Below are 18,952 nucleotides of genomic sequence, written 5' to 3'. Positions count from 1 at the left end.
CAATGGCTAATAACGCGCTGTTGGAAATCAAACGCAGTCTCGAAGCTCACGTCGGTCATAAGATTACGCTACGTGCAAATGGTGGTCGCCGTAAAACCGTCGAACGCACCGGTGTCCTGGAAGAAACGTACCCTTCTGTTTTTATTGTCAAACTAGATCAGGAGCAGCAAACGTTCAAACGAGTCTCCTACAGCTATGCCGATATACTTACCGAATCTGTGGAAATCACAGTGTGTGAAGATGACGGGCAGATGCGGATCATGTATATTAAATCTTAACGATTCATGGGCAGCCTCCTTTTGGGGGCTGTTTTTTGTTGGATGAATGATCTCTTCCCCTGGCAAGCATACTAGTAAGGCAAGTTGCTCATCATCAAATACGCATTAAGGGAGGAACCTTAAGTGAGCCGAAGAAGACGTAGCACGATGTCGGAGGAACTGAAGACCGAGCTGGCCAAGGAACTGGGGTTCTATGATACTGTGGAGCGCGAAGGCTGGGGCGGAATCAGAGCGAAGGATGCCGGGAATATGGTCAAGCGGGCCATTCAGCTCGCTGAGCAGGCTGCACGCAGATCGGATTGAGGCTTAGGGTGTATGAACCTGAAGAGGACGCTGCCACAATGGGGCGTCTTTTGTGCTGTCTTGGGGCCCATTACATTTGAAGAATGGACTTCGATACCAGTTTCTCATATAATATGTTAAGTTGTTTTTAGGGGAAAAGCTGAAGGTGGGTGAACGCCTTGAAAATGTACGAAAAAGCGCCGGCCAAAATCAATTTGATGCTGGACGTATTGAATAAGCGCGCTGACGGTTTTCATGAGGTGGAAATGATAATGACGATGGTGGATCTGGCAGACCGTTTGGAGCTATCAGAGACGCCGAGGGATTCGATTATAATATCCAGCCAGGCGGGATACATCCCCCTGGATGAGAAGAATTTGGCCTTTCAGGCAGCAAGGCTGATTAAAGACCGCTACAATGTGCGGAGCGGCGTACATATCCATCTGGATAAAAGAATTCCAGTCGCTGCCGGACTCGCCGGCGGCAGCAGTGATGCCGCAGCTACGCTGCGCGGCCTTAACCGGCTCTGGCGCCTCGGGATCCCCGCGCAGGAGCTGCAAGAGCTCGGCGCCGAGCTGGGCTCGGACGTGCCTTTCTGCGTGACGGGCGGCACTGCCCTTGCGACGGGCCGTGGGGAGCAGCTGACGCCGATTGCAAGTCCCCCGCAGTGCTGGGTGGTGCTGGCGAAGCCGCCGATCAATGTATCGACGGCTGAGGTGTACGGCCGCGTGCGTGCCGGGAATATAGCCGTACATCCGTCCGCTAGCGAAATGCGCGCGGCGATTGAGGCTGGCGATTTTCACGGTGTGTGCAGCAAGCTAGGCAACGTCCTGGAGGACGTGACACTGAAGCTGCACCCGGAGGTGCAGCAGCTCAAGGATGCAATGATCAAGCTGGGAGCCGACGGTGTGCTGATGTCTGGCAGCGGGCCAACCGTGTTCGGACTGGTGTCCAAACAATCTAAAGTAGCGCGGATCTATAATGGACTGCGCGGATTTTGTAAGGAAGTATATGCAGTACGGTCGCTGACATAGCAGGCTTCTCTTGTATAAACCCGTACAAAAGTGATATATTTTTCTATAATATTCGGTTTTGGCGAGGAGTATTCTGTGAAGAAACTAAAACGAAGTCAGCGTTTGGTTGACATGACCCAATTTTTGCTGGAGAAGCCGCATGATTTGCTGCCGCTGTCCATTTTTGCGGAGCGTTACGGTGCGGCGAAGTCATCCGTAAGTGAAGATCTGGCTATTATAAAAGAGGTATTTGAAGGTGAAGGCATGGGCGAGCTTCAGACCCTGGCTGGTGCAGCAGGCGGAGTGCGCTATATTCCGATGATTCCGAAGGAAATGGCGCTAGAGTTTGCCAAGCGTCTGTGCGAGCAGCTCGAGCATAGTGATCGCATTCTTCCGGGCGGATATTTGTATATGTCTGATCTGCTCGGGCTTCCTTCCTTGATGGAGCAGGCTGGCAAGATCATTGCCACTGCCTACAGCAATCAGGACATCGACGTGGTTATGACGGTAGAGACCAAGGGAATTCCCCTGGCTTATGCCACGGCAGCGCAACTGGGATTGCCTGTGGTAATTGTTCGTCGTGACCATCAGGTGACGGAAGGCTCGGCGGTGAGCATTAATTATGTGTCCGGATCGCATAAGAGCATTCATACGATGTCACTGTCCAGACGGGCCCTGAAGGAGAAATCCAGGGTACTGATCGTGGACGACTTCATGAAAGCAGGCGGAACCATTCGCGGAATGGTGGATCTGCTCGGTGAGTTTAATGCCGAAGTGGCTGGTGTTGGTGTGCTGGTGGAGTCTGGCGCGGTAGAATCAGAAGAGAGGCTGCTGCACGAGTATGTGTCGCTTGTGAAGCTAAGCGAAGTGGACGCCAAGGAACGGAAAATTTCCGCACATCCGGGGAATTACTTTTTTTAACGGAAATGTGAATTGAGATACGCGGGCCGGCTGGAATGCCGGGTTCGCGTATTTTTTCAAATACGGAGTAATTTGTCGAAATTATGAGGAATAAACAGTAAACCGCCCGAAACGTGTCGAAAACAATGGATGTTCAAAAATAATCTTCTTAAACAGTCATTTTTTGGTATGGAAAAGAAGGATTTAGCATTGTTGTGTGGAATTATACACCAAGTCTCTGATGGAAAAAGGTGGTGAACACACACATGCAAATTACGGATGTCAGACTCCGCCGGGTTAACTCTGAGGGGAGAATGAAAGCAATTGCATCCATTACCATCGACAACGAGTTTGTTGTTCATGACATTCGCGTCATCGACGGGAACAATGGGATGTTCGTTGCTATGCCGAGCAAGCGTACACCGGATGGAGAATTCCGCGATATCGCACACCCGATCTCTTCGGGCACACGCGAGAAGATTCAATCTGCGGTTCTGGCCGAGTACGATCGCGCCGCTACAGAAGAAGAAGAAGTCATCGAAGAGGGAGCCTAGGATGCGCTTTCTACTCGCTGACAGCTGCCTTTCGGGGCGGTGCCAGGCCATGCCGTTATTTATAATATCAGAAAGTATGAGCATCCCTTTGAAGTGACTTCCTGATATTGCAAAATGGGCCGCCTTTACTGATGGTTTTCTATACGTCATTTAAGGTCCAGCATGAACGGTCTTTCTCATTGGGGTTCGGAGAAAAGGGAACCATGCCTACATGGTTCTCTTTTCTTTTTGCCCGGAATGAGATATATTCAGTAGTGAGTTCAAGAGTAGGAGGTTGGCATTCTTGAAAAGAATGGCTGTAGTACTTGCCGCAGGCCAGGGCAAGCGGATGAAATCTAAATTATACAAGGTGCTGCACCCCGTTTGCGGAAAGCCGATGGTTGGGCACGTGCTTGATACAGTAAAAGCGACCGGATGCCAGCGGAGTATTGTCATCGTCGGACACGGCGCGGAAGCGGTTCAGGCTTATTTGGGCGACAAGGCGGAATATGTGCTGCAGGAACAGCAGCTCGGAACCGGCCATGCCGTGAAACAGGCCAAGGATTTGCTGGGCGGCGAAGAAGGAACAACAATTGTGATCTGCGGGGACACCCCACTGGTTACAACTGAGACGCTTAACGGGCTGATGACGCTGCATGAAGAGAACCAGGCGGCAGCAACCGTGCTCAGCGCTGTTATGGATGATCCAACAGGATACGGACGCATTATCCGCGGGGAAGACGGCGGAGTACAGAAGATTGTCGAGCAGAAGGATTGCACTGCTGAAGAAGCTGCTGTACAGGAGATTAATACAGGCACTTATTGTTTTGATAATGCTAAATTGTTTGCTGCTCTGGAGAAGGTCACGAACAGCAATAATCAGCAGGAGTATTACTTGACCGATGTAATCGGTATACTGCGGGCTTCGGGCGAGGTTGTACTGGGTTACCAGACAAAGGATGCCGCGGAGTCTATTGGTGTGAATGACCGATTGGCACTGTCAGAGGCTGAAGGCCATATGCGTAGCCGTATCAACCGTTACCATATGCTTAATGGAGTAACCATTATCGACCCTGCCTCAACTTATATTGGAGCAGACGTAGTCATTGGAGCGGACACTGTTCTGTATCCGGGGACAATCCTGAAGGGCTCAACCGATATCGGAGAGAACTGCGTGATCGGTCCTTCAACAGAAATCGAGGATTCCCGTGTGTTTGACGGAGCCGAGATCAAGCAATCCGTATTGAATCAGGCAGAAGTTGGCGCACGGACCACCGTTGGGCCTTTTGCGTATTTACGTCCTGGTGCTGTACTTGGTGAAGAAGTCAAAGTTGGCGATTTCGTAGAAATCAAGAATGCCACGATCGGCGACGGTTCCAAGGTATCGCACCTTAGTTACATTGGTGATGCAGCAGTCGGCTCCAATGTAAATGTGGGCTGCGGTGCAATCACCGTCAACTATGATGGTTATAATAAAGCCAAGACAGAGATTGGCGATGATGCCTTTATCGGTAGCAACGTGAATCTCATCGCTCCCGTTAACGTGGGCAAAGGGGCCTATGTTGTTGCGGGGTCAACCATTACCCGTTCCGTTCCGGATCATGATCTTGCCATTGCCAGAGTGCGGCAGGAGAACAAAGAGGGCTATGCGGTCAAGATCCGCGCCCGTGCGAAAGCTAAGAAAGATCAATCCAGTCCATCGTAAAGTCCTGCTGTAACCGCCGGACGGACTGAACATCTCCGCTCCGGCGCCTTTGGAAAGCTAAATTCCGTCACGGAGGGTTTATATTTTATGACTTATTGTGATTCCAAGCTAAAAATTTTCACCTGTAATTCTAATCCCAAGCTGGCCAGTCAAATTGCGGACTATATCGGTATTCCGATGGGTGAATCGCATACTACCAGTTTCAGTGATGGCGAGATTCAGGTGAAGCTGTCGGAAAGCGTACGGGGCTGCCATGTATATGTAGTACAGTCGACCTGTGGTCCAGTCAATGACAACCTGATGGAGCTTCTCGTCATGGTAGACGCACTCAAACGCGCTTCCGCGAAGAGCATCAACGTTGTTATTCCATACTACGGGTATGCGCGTCAGGACCGTAAAGCGCGTTCACGCGATCCGATTACGGCCAAGCTGGTGGCGAACCTGATTGAAAAAGCAGGAGCGCACCGCGTCATTACGATGGACCTTCACGCAATGCAGATTCAAGGCTTCTTTGATATTCCAGTGGATCATTTGCTCGGCGTGCCGATTTTGGCCCAGTATTTCCGCTCGAAACAAATCGAGAATCCTGTCGTTGTGTCTCCTGACCACGGCGGTGTGGTTCGCGCCAGAAAACTGGCTGATTTCCTGAATGCTCCGTTGGCCATTATCGACAAACGTCGTCCGGAGCCAAATGTCAGTGAAGTTATGAACATCATTGGTAACATTGAAGGCAAAACAGCGATTCTGATTGACGATATCATTGATACAGCCGGAACGATTGTACTGGGCGCTAATGCCCTGATGGAAGGCGGCGTGAAGGAAGTATACGCTTGCTGTACCCACCCGGTCTTGTCCGGACCTGCGCATGAGCGTCTGGAGAACTCGCCGATCAAGGAGATTATCGTGACGGATACCATTCCAATCCGCAGCGAGAACCCTACTTCGAAGCTAAAAGTGCTATCCGTTGCTCCACTGATGGGCGAAGCCATCATCCGCGTGCACGAGGAGCTGTCGATCAGCAAGTTGTTCGAGATTGAATAAGATAGATAGACTAGAAGTAACTGTATAATAAATAAAGGGTTACACCTCTCCTATCAGGAAGATGTAACCCTTCTCGGCGTGATGCCGGGGAAAGCATATGGCTTTCTAGTACCCGGGACGGGAGATGAAGGTATAGCGATTGCGGTTGTACAGCGTACCCTGCAGCTCGACAAAGCCTTCATCTACTGCCGTCAGTATACCGATGTCTATGTGCACATTGTCCAGGTAAATCTCGACAGGCACAGCATACTGGATGTGATACTGGAAATGGCGGTGAAGCATTAATTTCTCGCCCTGGCGTAACATAGAATAATCACCTGTCTTCGAAAGTGTAATGTCGGTCCAAGAAGCTCTTATGCTTCCATTGTACCAAAAACAGTAATCACTTGCGCAAAAGAGCCGAAGAGAAAGGAACGTTCAGCAATGAAATGGATAGTTGGACTCGGAAATCCCGGTCCGCAATATGCGAAAACCAAGCATAATGTCGGATTCATGGCGCTGGATGAACTGGCAGCCAGACATGGAATTTCCTTGAATCAGAACAAATGCAAATCGATTATCGGTGAAGGGGTGATCGGCGGCGTCAAGACCGTACTGATCAAGCCAATGACCTTCATGAACCTTTCCGGTGAAGCCGTACGCGCATATATGGATTATTACAAGGTTCAGCTTGAAGATATGATCGTAGTCTACGATGACCTGGACACAGAGCTAGGCAAGGTACGACTGCGTTATCAGGGAAGTTCTGGCGGGCATAACGGAATTAAATCCATCATACAGCACACAGGAACCCAGAACTTTAATCGGGTAAGAATGGGGATCTCCCGCCCTGAGCCGGGTTATGCGATAGTGGATTATGTACTGTCCACTTTTGCCAAGAAGGACGGGGATAAGCTGCAGGATACGATTACGAGTACCTGCGATGCGCTCGAGTTCAGTCTCAAGAATACATTTGAGCAGACCATGGCCAAATTCAACGGTTAATATGTAGCAATGGTCTTTATACCGGGCTAAAGACAGTGTCAGCCGGGCATACTGAAGGTATATACTACCTTCAGGAGGCATATAGATGGCAATAAACTATGTATGCAGGCACTGCAGAACCTTTCTGGGCAGCATTCACAGAAGCGATGCGACAGAAGTGCAGCTAGGCCTACATTCCTTGACCCCTGCGGAGCGCAGAGATATCATAGCGTATGATTCAGAAGGCGAGATTACGGTAAAGGTTACTTGCGATTATTGCAAGCAGGCCTTGGATAACAATCCCGAGCTCAGCTTACTGGCCAGTCCGCTTCAGTAAGTGGAAGCGCCTGTCTCTATCGTCATCCGCAAGCCTTGGCGTTACAGCTGAGGCTTGTTTTTCGATTCCAATCATAATAGGTAAGGCGGCATCAGCCGCCTTCAACCTGTTTAGTAAGAGAGGTGCGCCTGTTGTTACAAGGTCTTATAGAAGCTTTTTCCAAAGATCCCGATTTTCAATCTGTCACCCGCGGTGTTGCAGCAGGTATGAAGGAACAACTCATATCCGGCCTGTCCGGATCTGCCCGGCAGATCATGCTGGCGGCGCTGCATGAAGAGACGGCACGCCCGCTGCTGGTGGTGACGCATAATATGTTCTCGGCCCAGAAGATGGCTGATGACTTGCAGGAAGCGCTTTCTCCGGATCGCGTACTGCTTTACCCTGCCAATGAACTGGTGGCTGCTGAGGCGGCGGTCTCCAGTCCAGAGACGTTAGCTCAGCGAATCGATGTGCTGACACGATGCGCTCAGGGCTTCCGTGGCATTGTAATCGCCCCTTATTCAGGTGTGCGCCGTCTGCTGCCCTCCCCTCATGTTATGGCTGGGGCGCAGGTGACGATCTCACAGGATGGTACGCTTAACCTTGAGGAATTCCTGCTGTCCATGATCGAAATGGGCTATGAGCGGGTAGAACGGGTAGAGAACCGCGGGGAGCTAAGTGTAAGAGGGGGGATTGTCGACTTTTATCCAATGACCTCTACCTTGGCATACCGGGTGGAGCTGTTCGACGAAGAAGTCGATTCGATCAGAACTTTCGATCCGGCCGATCAACGCTCGATTGACAAAGTACGTAGTGTGAAGATTACACCAGCCAAGGAGATCATCGCGGACAAGTCCCGTCAGGAAGCGGCAGCTGCAGAGGCGGCGGTTCTGCTGGAACGCCAGCTAGAGAAAATGACGGACCGCCAGGCGAAGCTGCGTCTGCGGGAGGAAATGGGCCGTGAGTTGGAGATGCTCCGCCAGGGCACTTATTTTCCGGAAATCTATAAATATATCAGTTTGCTTTATCCTGAACGTTCCCATCTGTATGACTATATGGTCGAGGATACATTGCTTGTATTTGACGAGCCAGCACGGCTCTTGGAGACGGCGAAGCAGTTGGAACGGGATGAATCGGAATGGAACCTTCATTTGCTGCAGAATGGTAAGACGCTACCGGATCTGCAGCTCTCTGTAGAGACTGACACGGTAATGTATCACCGTCCGTTCCAAAGTCTGTTTATGTCGATCTTTCTCCGCCAGGTTCCACATGTTCAGCCTCAGAACATATTGGGGTTCATCAGCCGTGGGATGCAGGATTTCCATGGACAGATGAATGTGCTGAAATCAGAGATGGAGCGCTGGCACAAATCCGGTGTTAAAGTCATCATGCTGGCGAATGGCGAGGAACGTATTGAGCGTGTGCGCAGAGTCCTTTATGACTACGGCATTGAGGAGCCAACCATTGTTCAGGGAAATCTGGGCTCTGGTTTTGAGCTACCGTCTATTCACCTTGCGGTGATTACCGAAGGCGAGATGTTCTCCCAGAAGCAGCGCAAAGCGCGCAAAGTGTCGAAGGGTATAGACAATGCTGAACGAATCAAGAGCTACACAGAATTGAAAATCGGCGATTATGTCGTTCACCAGAACCACGGGATTGGTAAATACATGGGGATCGGTACGCTGGAAGTCAGTGGGATCCACCGTGACTACATGCATATTATGTATGCTGGCGGCGACAAGCTGTCTGTGCCGATCGAACAGATTGACCTGATCCAGAAATATGTCGGTTCCGAAGACAAAGAGCCTAAGGTATACAAGCTGGGTGGAAATGAATGGACCCGTGTCACTAATAAGGTGCGTTCTTCGGTACAGGATATTGCCGACGATCTGATCAAGCTGTATGCCGAGCGTCAAAGCGCGATGGGATACGGGTTTGAGAAGGATACTCAGGAGCAGCAGGAGTTCGAAGAAGTATTCCCGTACGAGGAGACTCGTGACCAGCTGCGCGCGATTGAGGAAATTAAAAAGGACATGGAGCAGAACCGTCCGATGGATCGTCTGCTATGTGGCGATGTTGGTTATGGTAAGACTGAGGTAGCCATTCGTGCCGCCTTCAAAGCAGCCATTGAAGGTAAGCAAGTGGCTGTATTAGTGCCAACGACGATTCTAGCCCAGCAGCACTACGAGACTTTTCGTGAGCGATTTTCCAATTACCCGTTGAATATACAGGTGCTGAGCCGGTTCCGCAGCCGTAAGGAACAGAATGATACGATCAAAGGCGTCAAACAGGGTACGGTTGACGTGGTCATCGGTACACACCGGCTGCTCTCACAGGATCTGGTATTCAAAGATTTGGGTCTGTTGATTGTGGATGAGGAGCAGCGTTTCGGCGTGACTCATAAAGAAAAGCTGAAGAAGCTGAAGACGAACGTGGATGTACTGACATTGACCGCAACACCGATTCCCCGCACACTGCACATGTCGATGCTTGGGGTACGGGATTTGTCTGTCATTGAGACGCCACCGGAGAACCGCTTTCCCGTACAGACGTATGTCGTTGAACATAGCCAGACTCTGACCCGTGAGGCAGTGGAGCGGGAGCTCGCACGCGGGGGTCAGGTCTACTATCTGTATAACCGTGTCCAAGGTATTCAGGAAATGGCTGCGCAAATCTCCATGCTGGTGCCGGAAGCACGCGTTGGCATCGGTCATGGCCAGATGTCGGAACAGGAGCTGGAGAAAACCATCCTGGACTTCCTTGATGGCGAATACGACGTGCTTGTCAGCACAAGTATTATCGAGACCGGGGTAGATATTCCTAACGTCAACACGCTCATTGTGCATGATGCTGATAAAATGGGGCTGTCTCAGCTCTATCAGCTACGGGGACGGGTAGGCCGGTCCAATCGGATCGCTTACGCTTATTTCACATATCAGCGGGATAAGGTTCTGACTGAAGTGGCGGAGAAGCGGCTGCAGTCGATCAAGGAGTTCACGGAGCTTGGTTCCGGGTTCAAAATCGCTATGCGCGACCTTTCCATCCGTGGCGCGGGGAACTTGCTGGGGGCAGAGCAGCACGGTTTTATTGCCTCAGTGGGCTTTGATCTATATTCGCAGATGCTGGCAGAGGAGATCCGCAAACGTAAAGTGACCGTACTTGGCGAGGAAGATACCTCGCTGAAGGAAGGTAATACCGTCATTGATTTGTCGATTGACGCCTATCTCCCGTCAGAGTATATTTACGACAGCATCCAAAAAATTGAAATTTATAAAAAGGTAGCGGCTATTTCCGCCTTTGACGATGCTTCCGAGCTTGAAGACGAGCTGCTTGACCGCTTCGGGGAGCTGCCGGAGGCAGTCGTTAACCTATTGTCTGTAGCCCGGTTGAAAGTTTATGGCAAGATGTACGGCATCGACGCTATGGTGCGGCGAGGAGACGAGGTCTCGCTCAATTTCTATGAGGACCGGATCGGAGCTTTTGATACGACAAAGCTCGCTAAAGTTGGAAATCGTTTCGAAAGACGTGTACAATTTGAAAAGGATGCAAAAGCCGTCATCCGGGTCAAGTCCAAAGGACTCGGGGACAAAGAGCTGCTTGACTTACTTGAGCAATTCCTGGAGGAAGTCAAACAGGCTTTCAAATCGAAGGGAGAACTTCACAATGTCGTTAAATAAAACAAAAACCTGGAAAGTGCTGCTCGTATCACTGGCAGCAGCTCTTTCCTTCTCTGTACTATCTGCTTGCAGCAGCAGTAAGGGAGGCAATGCCGCGGATAACAGTACGGCAGTTGCTACTTATAAAGGTGGTACTATTACAGAAAAAGCATTTGATCTGGATCAGAAGATCATGAAATTCCTGTCGCCTGATCAGGCGCAATATTTGCAAATTGATGCCTTTAAGGAGTCCATCCTCAAGCAAGAGGTAGCCTTCGAATATTTGGCTGGACAAGCTACCGACGAGGCCAAGAAAGAAGCCAAGAAGGAAGCCGATGCCCAAGTTGAGGCTATGAAAAAAGGCCTTGGCAAAACGTATAAAGATACTTTGAAGCAGCAAGGGATCACGGAAGAAGATATCCATGCATACATGGTGCGCGTGCTGACTGTGTATCAGGATATGCTACTCAAGGTCACGGATGAAGATGTGAAGAAAGAATTTGAAGCGACAAAGGGCGACTTTACCGTAGCTAATCTGCGTCATGTCCTGATTGGCTTTACAGATGCCGACAAGAAGGAACGCAGCAAAGAGGATGCTCTGAAGCTTGCGAAGCAAGTAAAGGCAGAGCTTGACGGCGGAGCCGATTTTGCGGAAGTTGTGAAGAAATACACCGACGATACGGCTTCCAAGGAAACGGGTGGCGAGTATAAAGATAAACCACTTGGTACCTATGTAGAGTCGTTTAAGAAGGCTGCACAGACCCTGCCGCTGAACACGATCAGTGAACCGGTAGAAAGCCAATTTGGATATCACATTATCAAAGTGGAATCCCGTACGGAGAAGACCTTCGACCAATTGACCGATGAGCAGAAGGAAAACATTAAGCAATCATTGGCTTCCAAGAGCCTGGAGAACTTCATGGAGAAGGAACTTGACGGTATCATTGAGAAGATCAACCTGCCGAAGAGCTCTGCCCCTGCTGATGAAAAAGGCACAGAGCCAAGTGCGTCTCCTGAGGCAACAAAGGCCGCTGAATAAGCCGGGACAAGCTCCCCTGTATAATTCATTACACACTGAAGAAAGCATCATTGCTTTCTGTTTCAAGTACCGCCCCTGTGGGCGGTATTTTTTTGTTTTATTCAGACTTTCACAGCAATTGTCGAAGTTTGCCCGAGTTTTTTTATACAGGCAATGATATGTATAAGGAACTGGGAAGAGATGAATACTATGGGCAGATATTACGATAAATCACTGGGATTATCCATTCCCATAATGGACAGTAGTTGAACAATACTTCTTAAGAAAGCGGGGCAACATGTGAATGAAAGCTACTGGAATTGTACGACGTATTGACGACCTCGGACGAGTGGTGATTCCCAAAGAAATTAGACGGACGCTTCGGATCCGGGAAGGAGACCCTCTGGAAATCTTCGTTGACCGCGATGGTGAAGTCATCCTCAAGAAATACTCTCCAATTGGCGAGCTTGGTGATTTTGCCAAAGAATATGCCGAGTCGCTGTATGAAAGCACAGGTCATATAACCATAATCGCAGACCGAGATACCTTCATTGCACTTGCTGGCGGCTCCAAGAAGGAGTATCTGGAGAAGCAAGTTGGCGTGCTGCTGGAAAAGGTAATGGATGGCCGCAAAACGGTGCTGGAAACGAACGGTGGCAATTATGAGATAGGCAAAGACCATTCAGAACTGCTGTCCACTTATGTAGCATCACCGATTATTTCAGGAGGCGATCCGATCGGCTGTGTAGTGATGCTGAATAAGGATGATTCGGTGAAGATGTCCCAGATGGAAGTCAAAATGGCTGAAACGGCTGCCGCATTTTTGGGCAAGCAGATGGAACAGTAATATCTACGGTACTATGGCTCCTGCTCTCCTTTTGGTATGATGTACAAAGGAAAGCGGGAGTTTTGTCGTTCAGGGCATACATACGTTATAATTAAGCTTGTTTTGACTACGGTTGTTTGACTGGGTGGCAGTTGCGTTTCTTTCCAAATTCAGTGTTAGAAGCAGGTAATCTCATGAAATCGACAGCACAAGCTTCCCGGTTGCTCCAGGGAGCCTTTATTCTTAGTGCGGCGGCTATTATCTCGAAGCTGATTGGCACTTTGCAAAAAATTCCGCTGCAAAATCTGGGCGGTGATGCTGTATTCGGCATCTACAATACGGTTTATCCGCTATATACGATGCTCATAACTATCGCCATGCTGGGCTTGCCTTCAGCCATATCCAAATTCGTGGCAGAAGCATCCGCCGGAAGGCGGGAAGATGAAGGCCGCAGGATCCTTCTGCTGTCCACGCTGATTACTGGCCTCTGTGGTTTGGGGCTTGGTCTCCTCACCTATGCTGGCGCGCCTCTTATTGCTGTATGGGTTGGCAGTTCCCATGTTATTCCGGCACTACGCAGTGCATCGTGGGGGCTTGTATTCGTTCCGGTTATGGCGGCATTACGGGGTTATTTCCAGGGTCTCCACAATATGACCCCTACTGCGGTATCACAAATTGTGGAGCAGTCGGTCCGCGTAGCGGTAATGATTGCCCTGCTGCTTTATTTGACTTCACACGGGGCCGGAGTGGAAAGTATTGCGGCTGGTGCTCTGCTTGGCTCTGCCGGGGGCGGGGCCGCCGGCTTGCTAGTGATGCTGCTGTATTGGAGGAAACACCGGCGCAATACGGAGCTTTCCGCTGTGGCAGAAGTGGCGGCTACTGCAGAAGTAACGAGGTCCCAGGGTGCAGCCAAGTCCCTGCAGGGACAAGCTTCAGGAATTAAGGCCAGCAGCCTGCTGGCCTATGGGGTTCCTGTAATGCTGGGGGCATTGGCCCTTCCACTGATCGGACTGGTCGACGTATTTACTGTACCTCGTTTGCTCTCGGAGGGTCTCAGTGAAAGTGCAGCCATGGCACAGTTTGGCATCTATAACCGCGGCCTGCCGCTTGTGCAGATTGTGACCATGCTTGCCACATCCCTGTCCGTCGTGTTCATTCCCGCACTGGCAGAAGCCAAGTACAACGGTGATCTGAAGCTGATCGAGACCCGCTGCAGCTTGTCGCTGCGCTGGTTCTGGCTCTTGGGTCTCGCAGCCGCTGTGGGGCTGGCGGTGCTGGCCGAGCCGATTAACATCGCGCTCTACGGCGATACTGCCGGCAGCAGCACGATGATCTGGCTGGCCTTCACCGCCGCCGGCGGCACGGTCAGCATCATCTCGGCCGCGCTGCTGCAGGGGCTGGGGCATGTGCGTGCCCCAGCACTACATCTCTTGGCCGCCGCGGGGCTCAAGGCGGCCCTCAACCTGCTGCTTGTCCCGCAGCAGGGCATTACCGGAGCGGCCATCGCCAGTGTGGCCGCGCACCTGCTGGCAGCAGCGCTGAACGTGCTGCTGCTGCACCGCCAGGGCTATCTGCGGCTTCGCCTCGCAGATGCCCTGGTGAAGCCCGCGGTGCTACTCGCGGGCTTGGCCGCCGCCGCTGCGGCCGTCAGCTATGGAGCTGACGCGCTGTTCGCGGCGGCAGGGCTGGCTGGCGGGCGTACCGCCAGCCTGGCCCAAAGCCTGCTCGGCGTGACGGCGGGCTGCGCCGTCTTCGCCGTGGGCGCGATCGCCCTGCGGCTGCTCAGCGAGAGCGAGTTGCGCCAGCTTCCGGGCATCGGCCCGTCCCTGGCGAAGGGCTTTAGTAAGCTGCGGCTGTTCCGCTAGTTGTTGTAAATGAATCATTCACTGTCTTTTGGCCTCCCGTAGCGAGCCCAAAAGAACATTCAAGGATAGAGTGCCTTCTGCCTGTTATTAAGGCTAGAGAAGGTCAATAAGGAGATGAACAAGCATGAGCGCATCATTAACGATTGTCGGACTGGGTTCCGGCAATCCCGATCGGCTGACGCTGGGTATTATCAAGAAACTGAAGGCAGCCTCCACCGTGTACGTACGCACCAAGGAACATCCGATGATGTCCGCGCTTGCGGAGCTGGAGATTAAATGGCAATCGTTCGACGGATTGTACGAGTCTTTGTCCTCTTTCCCCGAGGTCTATGAGGCAATTGCCTCCCGTCTAATTCAAGAGGCCTCTACTGCCGAGCAAGGCACGGAAATTGTCTATGCGGTGCCAGGGCATCCCATGGTCGCCGAATCGGCGGTTTCCTTACTCCGGCAACGCTGCCCCGAATGGGGCATAGAGCTGCAGATTCTGGGCGGCGAGAGCTTCCTGGACGAGGCTTTTGTGCGGCTCGGCTTTGACCCTATCGAAGGGTTCCAGCTGCTAGATGCTTCCGGTATTCGCCGCTCACATCTTCAGCCCGAGCTGCACACTCTGATCGGTCAGGTGTATGACACCTTCACCGCTTCGGAGACCAAGCTGTGCCTAATGGAGCTGTATCCACCCGAATATGAGGTTGTGGTGGGGCATGCGCTTGGCGTAGAGAACGAGGAACAAATTCTGAAGGTGCCTCTCTATGAGTTGGACCGTCTGGACGGGTACGGCAACCTGTCGCTCATCTATATTCCGGCGAACCATGCGGAAGACGTGCGGAATCGCACCTTTGCCCGTTTGCATGAAATTGTCGATATTCTCCGCAGCCCGGAAGGCTGTCCTTGGGACCAAGAGCAGACCCATGAATCGCTGCGCAAGAACCTGATCGAAGAAACCTACGAAGTGCTGGAAACCATTGATGAGGATGACCCGGACCACATGAAGGAGGAACTGGGTGACCTGCTGCTGCAGATCATGCTGCACGCTCAGATGGAAGAAGAAGTGGGAACGTTCAATGTGTTTGACGTTATCGAGGGACTGAACAACAAGCTGGTGTTCCGTCATCCCCATGTATTCGGCGACCGGGAGGCCGGCAATGCGGATGAGGCACTACAGAACTGGGAAGGCATGAAAGCAGAGGAGAAGCGGCGTAAGGGTGTGAAGCCGGAGGAGCAATCTGTCCTTGATGGCGTCCCCCGGGATTTGCCGGCCTTGATGAAGGCCTATAAGCTGCAGAAGAAAGCCTCTAAGGTAGGCTTTGACTGGGACAATGCACTGGACTGCCTGGTGAAGGTTCGCGAGGAGGCAGACGAGCTGCAGGAGGCTATTAATAGCGGAGCCCCTGCGGAAGAACAGATTCTGGAGCTGGGTGATCTGCTCTTTGCAGCCACTAATGTGGCCCGGTTTATCGGCGCCGATCCGGAAGATGCGCTGACTCGAACCAACCGCAAATTTGTCCAGCGGTTCCAATATATCGAACAAAGCCTGCGCAGCAAGGGGAAGAGCGTGCAGGATAGCAGTCTTGATGAGATGGAGGCACTTTGGCAGGAAGCCAAGGTCCAGGAGCGCAAGTAACGACAGGTACTGCAGAAGGCTTACTGAACCTGCTTCACGCTTGGCGATCTATCGAAAGATACTTAGCCGTATATATACGCGAAGAAGCGGCTATGCTATGAATATAGCGGCTATGAATCTTTGATTTGAAGCAGGGATTGCAGTTTATAATGTAATAGTGCTATACTCTGCTAACCCTCTTCTTGCCGGGAAGAACGAAGCCCGCTTTTAAAAAAAACGGCGAGTCATGGCAGGATTTTCGGGTGGCATCCAGAATATCATAAAGACGAAATGGGGATTTGTGGCTGATAATGGCGATAAATCTCGTTTCATTTATTTTTTCGTATCCTAGGAGGAACCTTAAACTATGAACAAGACAGATTTGGTTAACAACATTTCCGAGAAAAACGGATTGGCAAAGAAAGACGTAGAAGCAGTACTGAATGGATTCCTGGGCGAGATCACCGAAGCTCTGGCTAAAGGCGATAAAGTCCAATTGATCGGTTTCGGCACTTTCGAAACCCGCAAACGTTCCGGTCGTACAGGCCGTAACCCGCAAACGGGCACAACTATTGAAATCCCTGAATCCACTGTACCGGCCTTCAAGGCAGGTAACAAGCTTAAAGAAGCCGTTAACTAATGCGTCTCGACAAATTTTTGAAAGTCTCCCGTTTGATTAAGCGCCGTACAGTGGCCAAGGATGTGTCCGAACAAGGCCGGGTGCTGATTAACGGACGGGAATCCAAACCTAGCAGCACAGTAAAGCTCGGCGATGAGATTACAGTGCAGTTCGGTCAGAAGCTGGTGACGGTCAAGGTAGAAAAACTGGTGGAGACGACCCGCAAGGACGAAGCCGCTGGAATGTATACCCTGCTCCGGGAAGAGCCGGTTGCGAAGAGCAACGGGCTGGAGTGGTAAGTGCCGGTACCTTAGCTTATACGGATGCCTGATGAAAGAAAGCGTAACTTTACGATAATGTAGAGTTGCGCTTTTTTTGCGTGGATAAGAGGGTTTCAGAGAGAGTAAGCATATTTTTAAAACAAGCCCTTGTTCTATCTTAAACTCCCCCACCATAGATTAGAGATAAGAAGGAGGGGTACATGCTATGATCGAACCAGTAAAAGCCAATAAGCAACATGATCTGCATATGCACGACCGCAAGCAGCTCGAACTTACGGGCGTGCAGAATGTGGAGAGTTTCGACAGCGAGGAGTTTCTGCTTCGTACAGAACTCGGCCATCTCACCATTCGCGGGAGCCATTTACATATCAAAAATCTCAGCCTGGAAAACGGACTCCTGTCGCTAGAAGGCAATGTTCATTCATTGATTTATCTTGATCCCGGTTCGCAGGGCAAAAACAAGGGAATTATCGGCAAGCTCTTCAAATGAACCCCGGGGTCCAATGGGTAACCCTGCTCTACATGATGCTGGCCGGGGTGGTAATGGGACTCGCCTATGACGGCTACCGGGTGCTGTCGTTCAAGTTAAGGTTTCCCAACTGGCTGTGCGCCGCCCTGGATTTGCTGTACTGGCTGTGGGCTGCCCTCCTTGTGTTTCGTCTGCTGTATGCCGGTAATCAGGGGCAGTTGCGGTTCTACGCGTTCCTTGGTCTATTTCTGGGTGTATGGATCTATTTTTTGATCTTCAGTGTTACGGTGCGGCGTTTTGTGGTAATGTTAATTCAGTTGGTTCATTCTGTGTTCAAATTCCTTTGGAAGCTTGTAACCATCCTGATCGGGATGCCGCTTCTGTGGCTCTGGCGTCTTCTCAAAGGGATACTAACGCTGCTCGGACGTATTGTGCTGTTTGTTCTCAAGCTGCTCCTGCGTCTAACGAAGCCGCTTTGGATACTGCCTGTTAGATGGCTTTCTCCCTATTGGGCACGGCTTGTTCATAGCACATGGATGACAACAATTACTACTTGGCTGACTAGGCGATGGAAACGCTGACCTTGAAGAGGGGGACGCAGCATGAACAGATTTTCTGCAGAAGAGAAGAATGCGAATAAGGCTTCAGCTGCCGGCGCGAAGCGAAGGAAATTTATCTGGCTGGTCGTTGTGACGGTTTTTTTCGGCTGGGCAGGCTATATTTTCTTTTCCCAGCACGCGTTGATCGCGGACAAGAGTGCCGATCTGGCTAAGAAGCAGGAGACTAAGGATAGTATTACCAAATCGCTGGATCAATTGAAATACGATGTATCCAGGCTGAATGATGATGAGTATATCGGCCAATTGGCGCGTAAATGGTATAATATCTACCCTCAGGGGGAGACTCCGATCCGGACAGAGCAATCAGGGAAATAAAGCAGGTCAAAAGGGCTTTTCGCTCTGTTGCCTTGCTGTTCTCTTTACTGTATAATCAAATCACCGCAGACAGGATGACCTTAATATTCGTCTGTATATTTTTAAGGGAGGATCATTTTATTCTATGGCAATTGAAGTGGGCACCAAGTTAGAAGGCAAGGTGACAGGCATCACGCATTTCGGAGCATTTGTGGATCTGTCAGGAGGTGTCACAGGTCTCGTTCACATCTCGGAAATCGCCGATAATTACGTCAAGGATGTCAACGATCATCTGAAGATTAGTGATGTAGTAACAGTCAAGGTGATCAACGTCGACAAGGACGGTAAGATCGGACTTTCCATCAAGCAGGCCGTAGATAAGCCGGCATCGGAAGTACGTCCCCCAAGAGCACCAAGACCTGAACGTCCAAGCGGTGGAGACCGTTTCGGCGGCGGTGGAGGTAACGGTGGTGGAGGCGGTGGATTTAATCGTGAACGGGGAGGGCGTCCATTCAAGCCTGCAGCCGGTAAACCTTCATTCGAGGATAAAATGTCACGCTTCCTGAAAGACAGCGAAGAGCGCATGTCTTCGATTAAGAAGAACACAGAAGGAAAACGCGGAGGCCGTGGAGCCAAGCGCGTATAATCCCAAACTTGAACATCATAAATAACC

21 protein-coding genes are annotated in these 18,952 nt (G+C 51.0%); 20 read left to right on the top strand and 1 reads right to left on the bottom strand.

The window, feature by feature from the left end; translation table 11 throughout:
• Nucleotides 1-2: 2 nt before the first annotated feature.
• From veg to ACFVU8_RS29345, 7 genes are all read left to right on the top strand, one after another.
• Nucleotides 3-278, top strand: a complete 276-nt coding sequence (veg, locus tag ACFVU8_RS29375) for a biofilm formation stimulator Veg (RefSeq protein ID WP_066367960.1) — start codon at nucleotides 3-5, stop codon at nucleotides 276-278.
• Nucleotides 279-401: 123 nt separating this feature from the next.
• Nucleotides 402-581: a small, acid-soluble spore protein, alpha/beta type gene (locus ACFVU8_RS29370; RefSeq protein ID WP_066367955.1), complete on the top strand. Its 180-nt coding sequence runs from the start codon at nucleotides 402-404 to the stop codon at nucleotides 579-581.
• Nucleotides 582-739: 158 nt separating this feature from the next.
• The gene (ispE, locus tag ACFVU8_RS29365; RefSeq protein WP_379470068.1) at nucleotides 740-1,594 is read left to right on the top strand and encodes a 4-(cytidine 5'-diphospho)-2-C-methyl-D-erythritol kinase; all 855 of its coding nucleotides are present in this window, start codon (nucleotides 740-742) and stop codon (nucleotides 1,592-1,594) included.
• Nucleotides 1,595-1,669: 75 nt separating this feature from the next.
• Complete coding sequence (purR, locus tag ACFVU8_RS29360; protein ID WP_175370222.1) at nucleotides 1,670-2,494, top strand: pur operon repressor; 825 nt, start codon at nucleotides 1,670-1,672, stop codon at nucleotides 2,492-2,494.
• Between the two features lie 245 nt (nucleotides 2,495-2,739).
• Nucleotides 2,740-3,027, top strand: coding sequence for a septation regulator SpoVG (spoVG, locus tag ACFVU8_RS29355; RefSeq protein WP_020425826.1), 288 nt, complete (start codon nucleotides 2,740-2,742; stop codon nucleotides 3,025-3,027).
• A gap of 283 nt (nucleotides 3,028-3,310) precedes the next feature.
• Nucleotides 3,311-4,711, top strand: coding sequence for a bifunctional UDP-N-acetylglucosamine diphosphorylase/glucosamine-1-phosphate N-acetyltransferase GlmU (glmU, locus tag ACFVU8_RS29350; RefSeq protein ID WP_387432096.1), 1,401 nt, complete (start codon nucleotides 3,311-3,313; stop codon nucleotides 4,709-4,711).
• 87 nt (nucleotides 4,712-4,798) lie between these two features.
• The gene (locus tag ACFVU8_RS29345; RefSeq protein WP_066367931.1) at nucleotides 4,799-5,752 is read left to right on the top strand and encodes a ribose-phosphate diphosphokinase; all 954 of its coding nucleotides are present in this window, start codon (nucleotides 4,799-4,801) and stop codon (nucleotides 5,750-5,752) included.
• A gap of 105 nt (nucleotides 5,753-5,857) precedes the next feature.
• On the opposite strand, the gene ACFVU8_RS29340 is transcribed toward ACFVU8_RS29345, so the two are convergent.
• On the bottom strand, nucleotides 5,858-6,058 hold the full coding sequence (locus ACFVU8_RS29340; protein WP_175370221.1) for a hypothetical protein: 201 nt from the start codon (nucleotides 6,056-6,058) through the stop codon (nucleotides 5,858-5,860).
• 117 nt (nucleotides 6,059-6,175) lie between these two features.
• On the opposite strand from ACFVU8_RS29340, the gene pth reads away from it, so the two are divergent.
• From pth to ACFVU8_RS29275, 13 genes are all read left to right on the top strand, one after another.
• Nucleotides 6,176-6,736, top strand: coding sequence for an aminoacyl-tRNA hydrolase (gene pth / locus ACFVU8_RS29335; RefSeq protein WP_175370220.1), 561 nt, complete (start codon nucleotides 6,176-6,178; stop codon nucleotides 6,734-6,736).
• Nucleotides 6,737-6,821: 85 nt separating this feature from the next.
• Nucleotides 6,822-7,052 carry an anti-sigma-F factor Fin family protein gene (locus tag ACFVU8_RS29330; RefSeq protein ID WP_066367922.1) on the top strand — a complete coding sequence of 77 codons (231 nt, stop codon included), beginning with the start codon at nucleotides 6,822-6,824 and terminating at the stop codon, nucleotides 7,050-7,052.
• 131 nt (nucleotides 7,053-7,183) lie between these two features.
• Entirely contained in the window at nucleotides 7,184-10,708 is a 3,525-nt protein-coding gene (gene mfd / locus ACFVU8_RS29325; RefSeq protein WP_379470054.1) for a transcription-repair coupling factor, read from the top strand.
• Nucleotides 10,695-11,726: a peptidylprolyl isomerase gene (locus ACFVU8_RS29320; RefSeq protein WP_379470052.1), complete on the top strand. Its 1,032-nt coding sequence runs from the start codon at nucleotides 10,695-10,697 to the stop codon at nucleotides 11,724-11,726. Before mfd ends, ACFVU8_RS29320 begins: the two co-directional genes overlap by 14 nt.
• Before the next feature lie 283 nt (nucleotides 11,727-12,009).
• Nucleotides 12,010-12,552, top strand: coding sequence for a stage V sporulation protein T (gene spoVT, locus ACFVU8_RS29315; RefSeq protein ID WP_066367915.1), 543 nt, complete (start codon nucleotides 12,010-12,012; stop codon nucleotides 12,550-12,552).
• Nucleotides 12,553-12,725: 173 nt separating this feature from the next.
• Nucleotides 12,726-14,396 carry a putative polysaccharide biosynthesis protein gene (locus ACFVU8_RS29310; protein ID WP_387432094.1) on the top strand — a complete coding sequence of 557 codons (1,671 nt, stop codon included), beginning with the start codon at nucleotides 12,726-12,728 and terminating at the stop codon, nucleotides 14,394-14,396.
• Nucleotides 14,397-14,520: 124 nt separating this feature from the next.
• The gene (gene yabN / locus ACFVU8_RS29305; protein WP_379470050.1) at nucleotides 14,521-16,017 is read left to right on the top strand and encodes a bifunctional methyltransferase/pyrophosphohydrolase YabN; all 1,497 of its coding nucleotides are present in this window, start codon (nucleotides 14,521-14,523) and stop codon (nucleotides 16,015-16,017) included.
• 346 nt (nucleotides 16,018-16,363) lie between these two features.
• The gene (locus tag ACFVU8_RS29300) at nucleotides 16,364-16,636 is read left to right on the top strand and encodes an HU family DNA-binding protein (protein WP_066367909.1); all 273 of its coding nucleotides are present in this window, start codon (nucleotides 16,364-16,366) and stop codon (nucleotides 16,634-16,636) included.
• A complete protein-coding gene (locus ACFVU8_RS29295) occupies nucleotides 16,636-16,914 on the top strand; it encodes an RNA-binding S4 domain-containing protein (protein ID WP_066367906.1) in 279 nt (92 codons plus the stop codon). Before ACFVU8_RS29300 ends, ACFVU8_RS29295 begins: the two co-directional genes overlap by 1 nt.
• Nucleotides 16,915-17,101: 187 nt before the next feature.
• Nucleotides 17,102-17,386, top strand: a complete 285-nt coding sequence (yabP, locus tag ACFVU8_RS29290; RefSeq protein WP_066367901.1) for a sporulation protein YabP — start codon at nucleotides 17,102-17,104, stop codon at nucleotides 17,384-17,386.
• A complete protein-coding gene (gene yabQ, locus ACFVU8_RS29285; protein WP_175370214.1) occupies nucleotides 17,383-17,946 on the top strand; it encodes a spore cortex biosynthesis protein YabQ in 564 nt (187 codons plus the stop codon). Before yabP ends, yabQ begins: the two co-directional genes overlap by 4 nt.
• A gap of 21 nt (nucleotides 17,947-17,967) precedes the next feature.
• Entirely contained in the window at nucleotides 17,968-18,300 is a 333-nt protein-coding gene (locus ACFVU8_RS29280; RefSeq protein ID WP_175370213.1) for an FtsB family cell division protein, read from the top strand.
• Nucleotides 18,301-18,424: 124 nt separating this feature from the next.
• A complete protein-coding gene (locus ACFVU8_RS29275; RefSeq protein ID WP_175370212.1) occupies nucleotides 18,425-18,925 on the top strand; it encodes a S1 domain-containing RNA-binding protein in 501 nt (166 codons plus the stop codon).
• Nucleotides 18,926-18,952: the final 27 nt, after the last annotated feature.

The organism is Paenibacillus sp. NPDC058177, from assembly GCF_042883835.1.
Lineage (GTDB): Bacteria > Bacillota > Bacilli > Paenibacillales > Paenibacillaceae > Paenibacillus_AQ > Paenibacillus_AQ agri.
This window is presented reverse-complemented; position numbering and strand designations above follow the sequence as displayed.

What these genes read in the sequence shown, in the direction of transcription:
- veg (WP_066367960.1), top strand. Translation starts at nt 3, where the DNA reads ATGGCTAATAACGCGCTGTTGGAAATCAAACGCAGTCTCGAAGCTCAC.
- spoVG (WP_020425826.1), top strand. Translation starts at nt 2,740, where the DNA reads ATGCAAATTACGGATGTCAGACTCCGCCGGGTTAACTCTGAGGGGAGA.
- ACFVU8_RS29345 (WP_066367931.1), top strand. Translation starts at nt 4,799, where the DNA reads ATGACTTATTGTGATTCCAAGCTAAAAATTTTCACCTGTAATTCTAAT.
- ACFVU8_RS29340 (WP_175370221.1), bottom strand. Translation starts at nt 6,058, where the DNA reads ATGTTACGCCAGGGCGAGAAATTAATGCTTCACCGCCATTTCCAGTAT.
- pth (WP_175370220.1), top strand. Translation starts at nt 6,176, where the DNA reads ATGAAATGGATAGTTGGACTCGGAAATCCCGGTCCGCAATATGCGAAA.
- ACFVU8_RS29330 (WP_066367922.1), top strand. Translation starts at nt 6,822, where the DNA reads ATGGCAATAAACTATGTATGCAGGCACTGCAGAACCTTTCTGGGCAGC.
- ACFVU8_RS29320 (WP_379470052.1), top strand. Translation starts at nt 10,695, where the DNA reads ATGTCGTTAAATAAAACAAAAACCTGGAAAGTGCTGCTCGTATCACTG.
- spoVT (WP_066367915.1), top strand. Translation starts at nt 12,010, where the DNA reads ATGAAAGCTACTGGAATTGTACGACGTATTGACGACCTCGGACGAGTG.
- ACFVU8_RS29310 (WP_387432094.1), top strand. Translation starts at nt 12,726, where the DNA reads ATGAAATCGACAGCACAAGCTTCCCGGTTGCTCCAGGGAGCCTTTATT.
- yabN (WP_379470050.1), top strand. Translation starts at nt 14,521, where the DNA reads ATGAGCGCATCATTAACGATTGTCGGACTGGGTTCCGGCAATCCCGAT.
- ACFVU8_RS29300 (WP_066367909.1), top strand. Translation starts at nt 16,364, where the DNA reads ATGAACAAGACAGATTTGGTTAACAACATTTCCGAGAAAAACGGATTG.
- ACFVU8_RS29295 (WP_066367906.1), top strand. Translation starts at nt 16,636, where the DNA reads ATGCGTCTCGACAAATTTTTGAAAGTCTCCCGTTTGATTAAGCGCCGT.
- yabP (WP_066367901.1), top strand. Translation starts at nt 17,102, where the DNA reads ATGATCGAACCAGTAAAAGCCAATAAGCAACATGATCTGCATATGCAC.
- yabQ (WP_175370214.1), top strand. Translation starts at nt 17,383, where the DNA reads ATGAACCCCGGGGTCCAATGGGTAACCCTGCTCTACATGATGCTGGCC.
- ACFVU8_RS29280 (WP_175370213.1), top strand. Translation starts at nt 17,968, where the DNA reads ATGAACAGATTTTCTGCAGAAGAGAAGAATGCGAATAAGGCTTCAGCT.
- ACFVU8_RS29275 (WP_175370212.1), top strand. Translation starts at nt 18,425, where the DNA reads ATGGCAATTGAAGTGGGCACCAAGTTAGAAGGCAAGGTGACAGGCATC.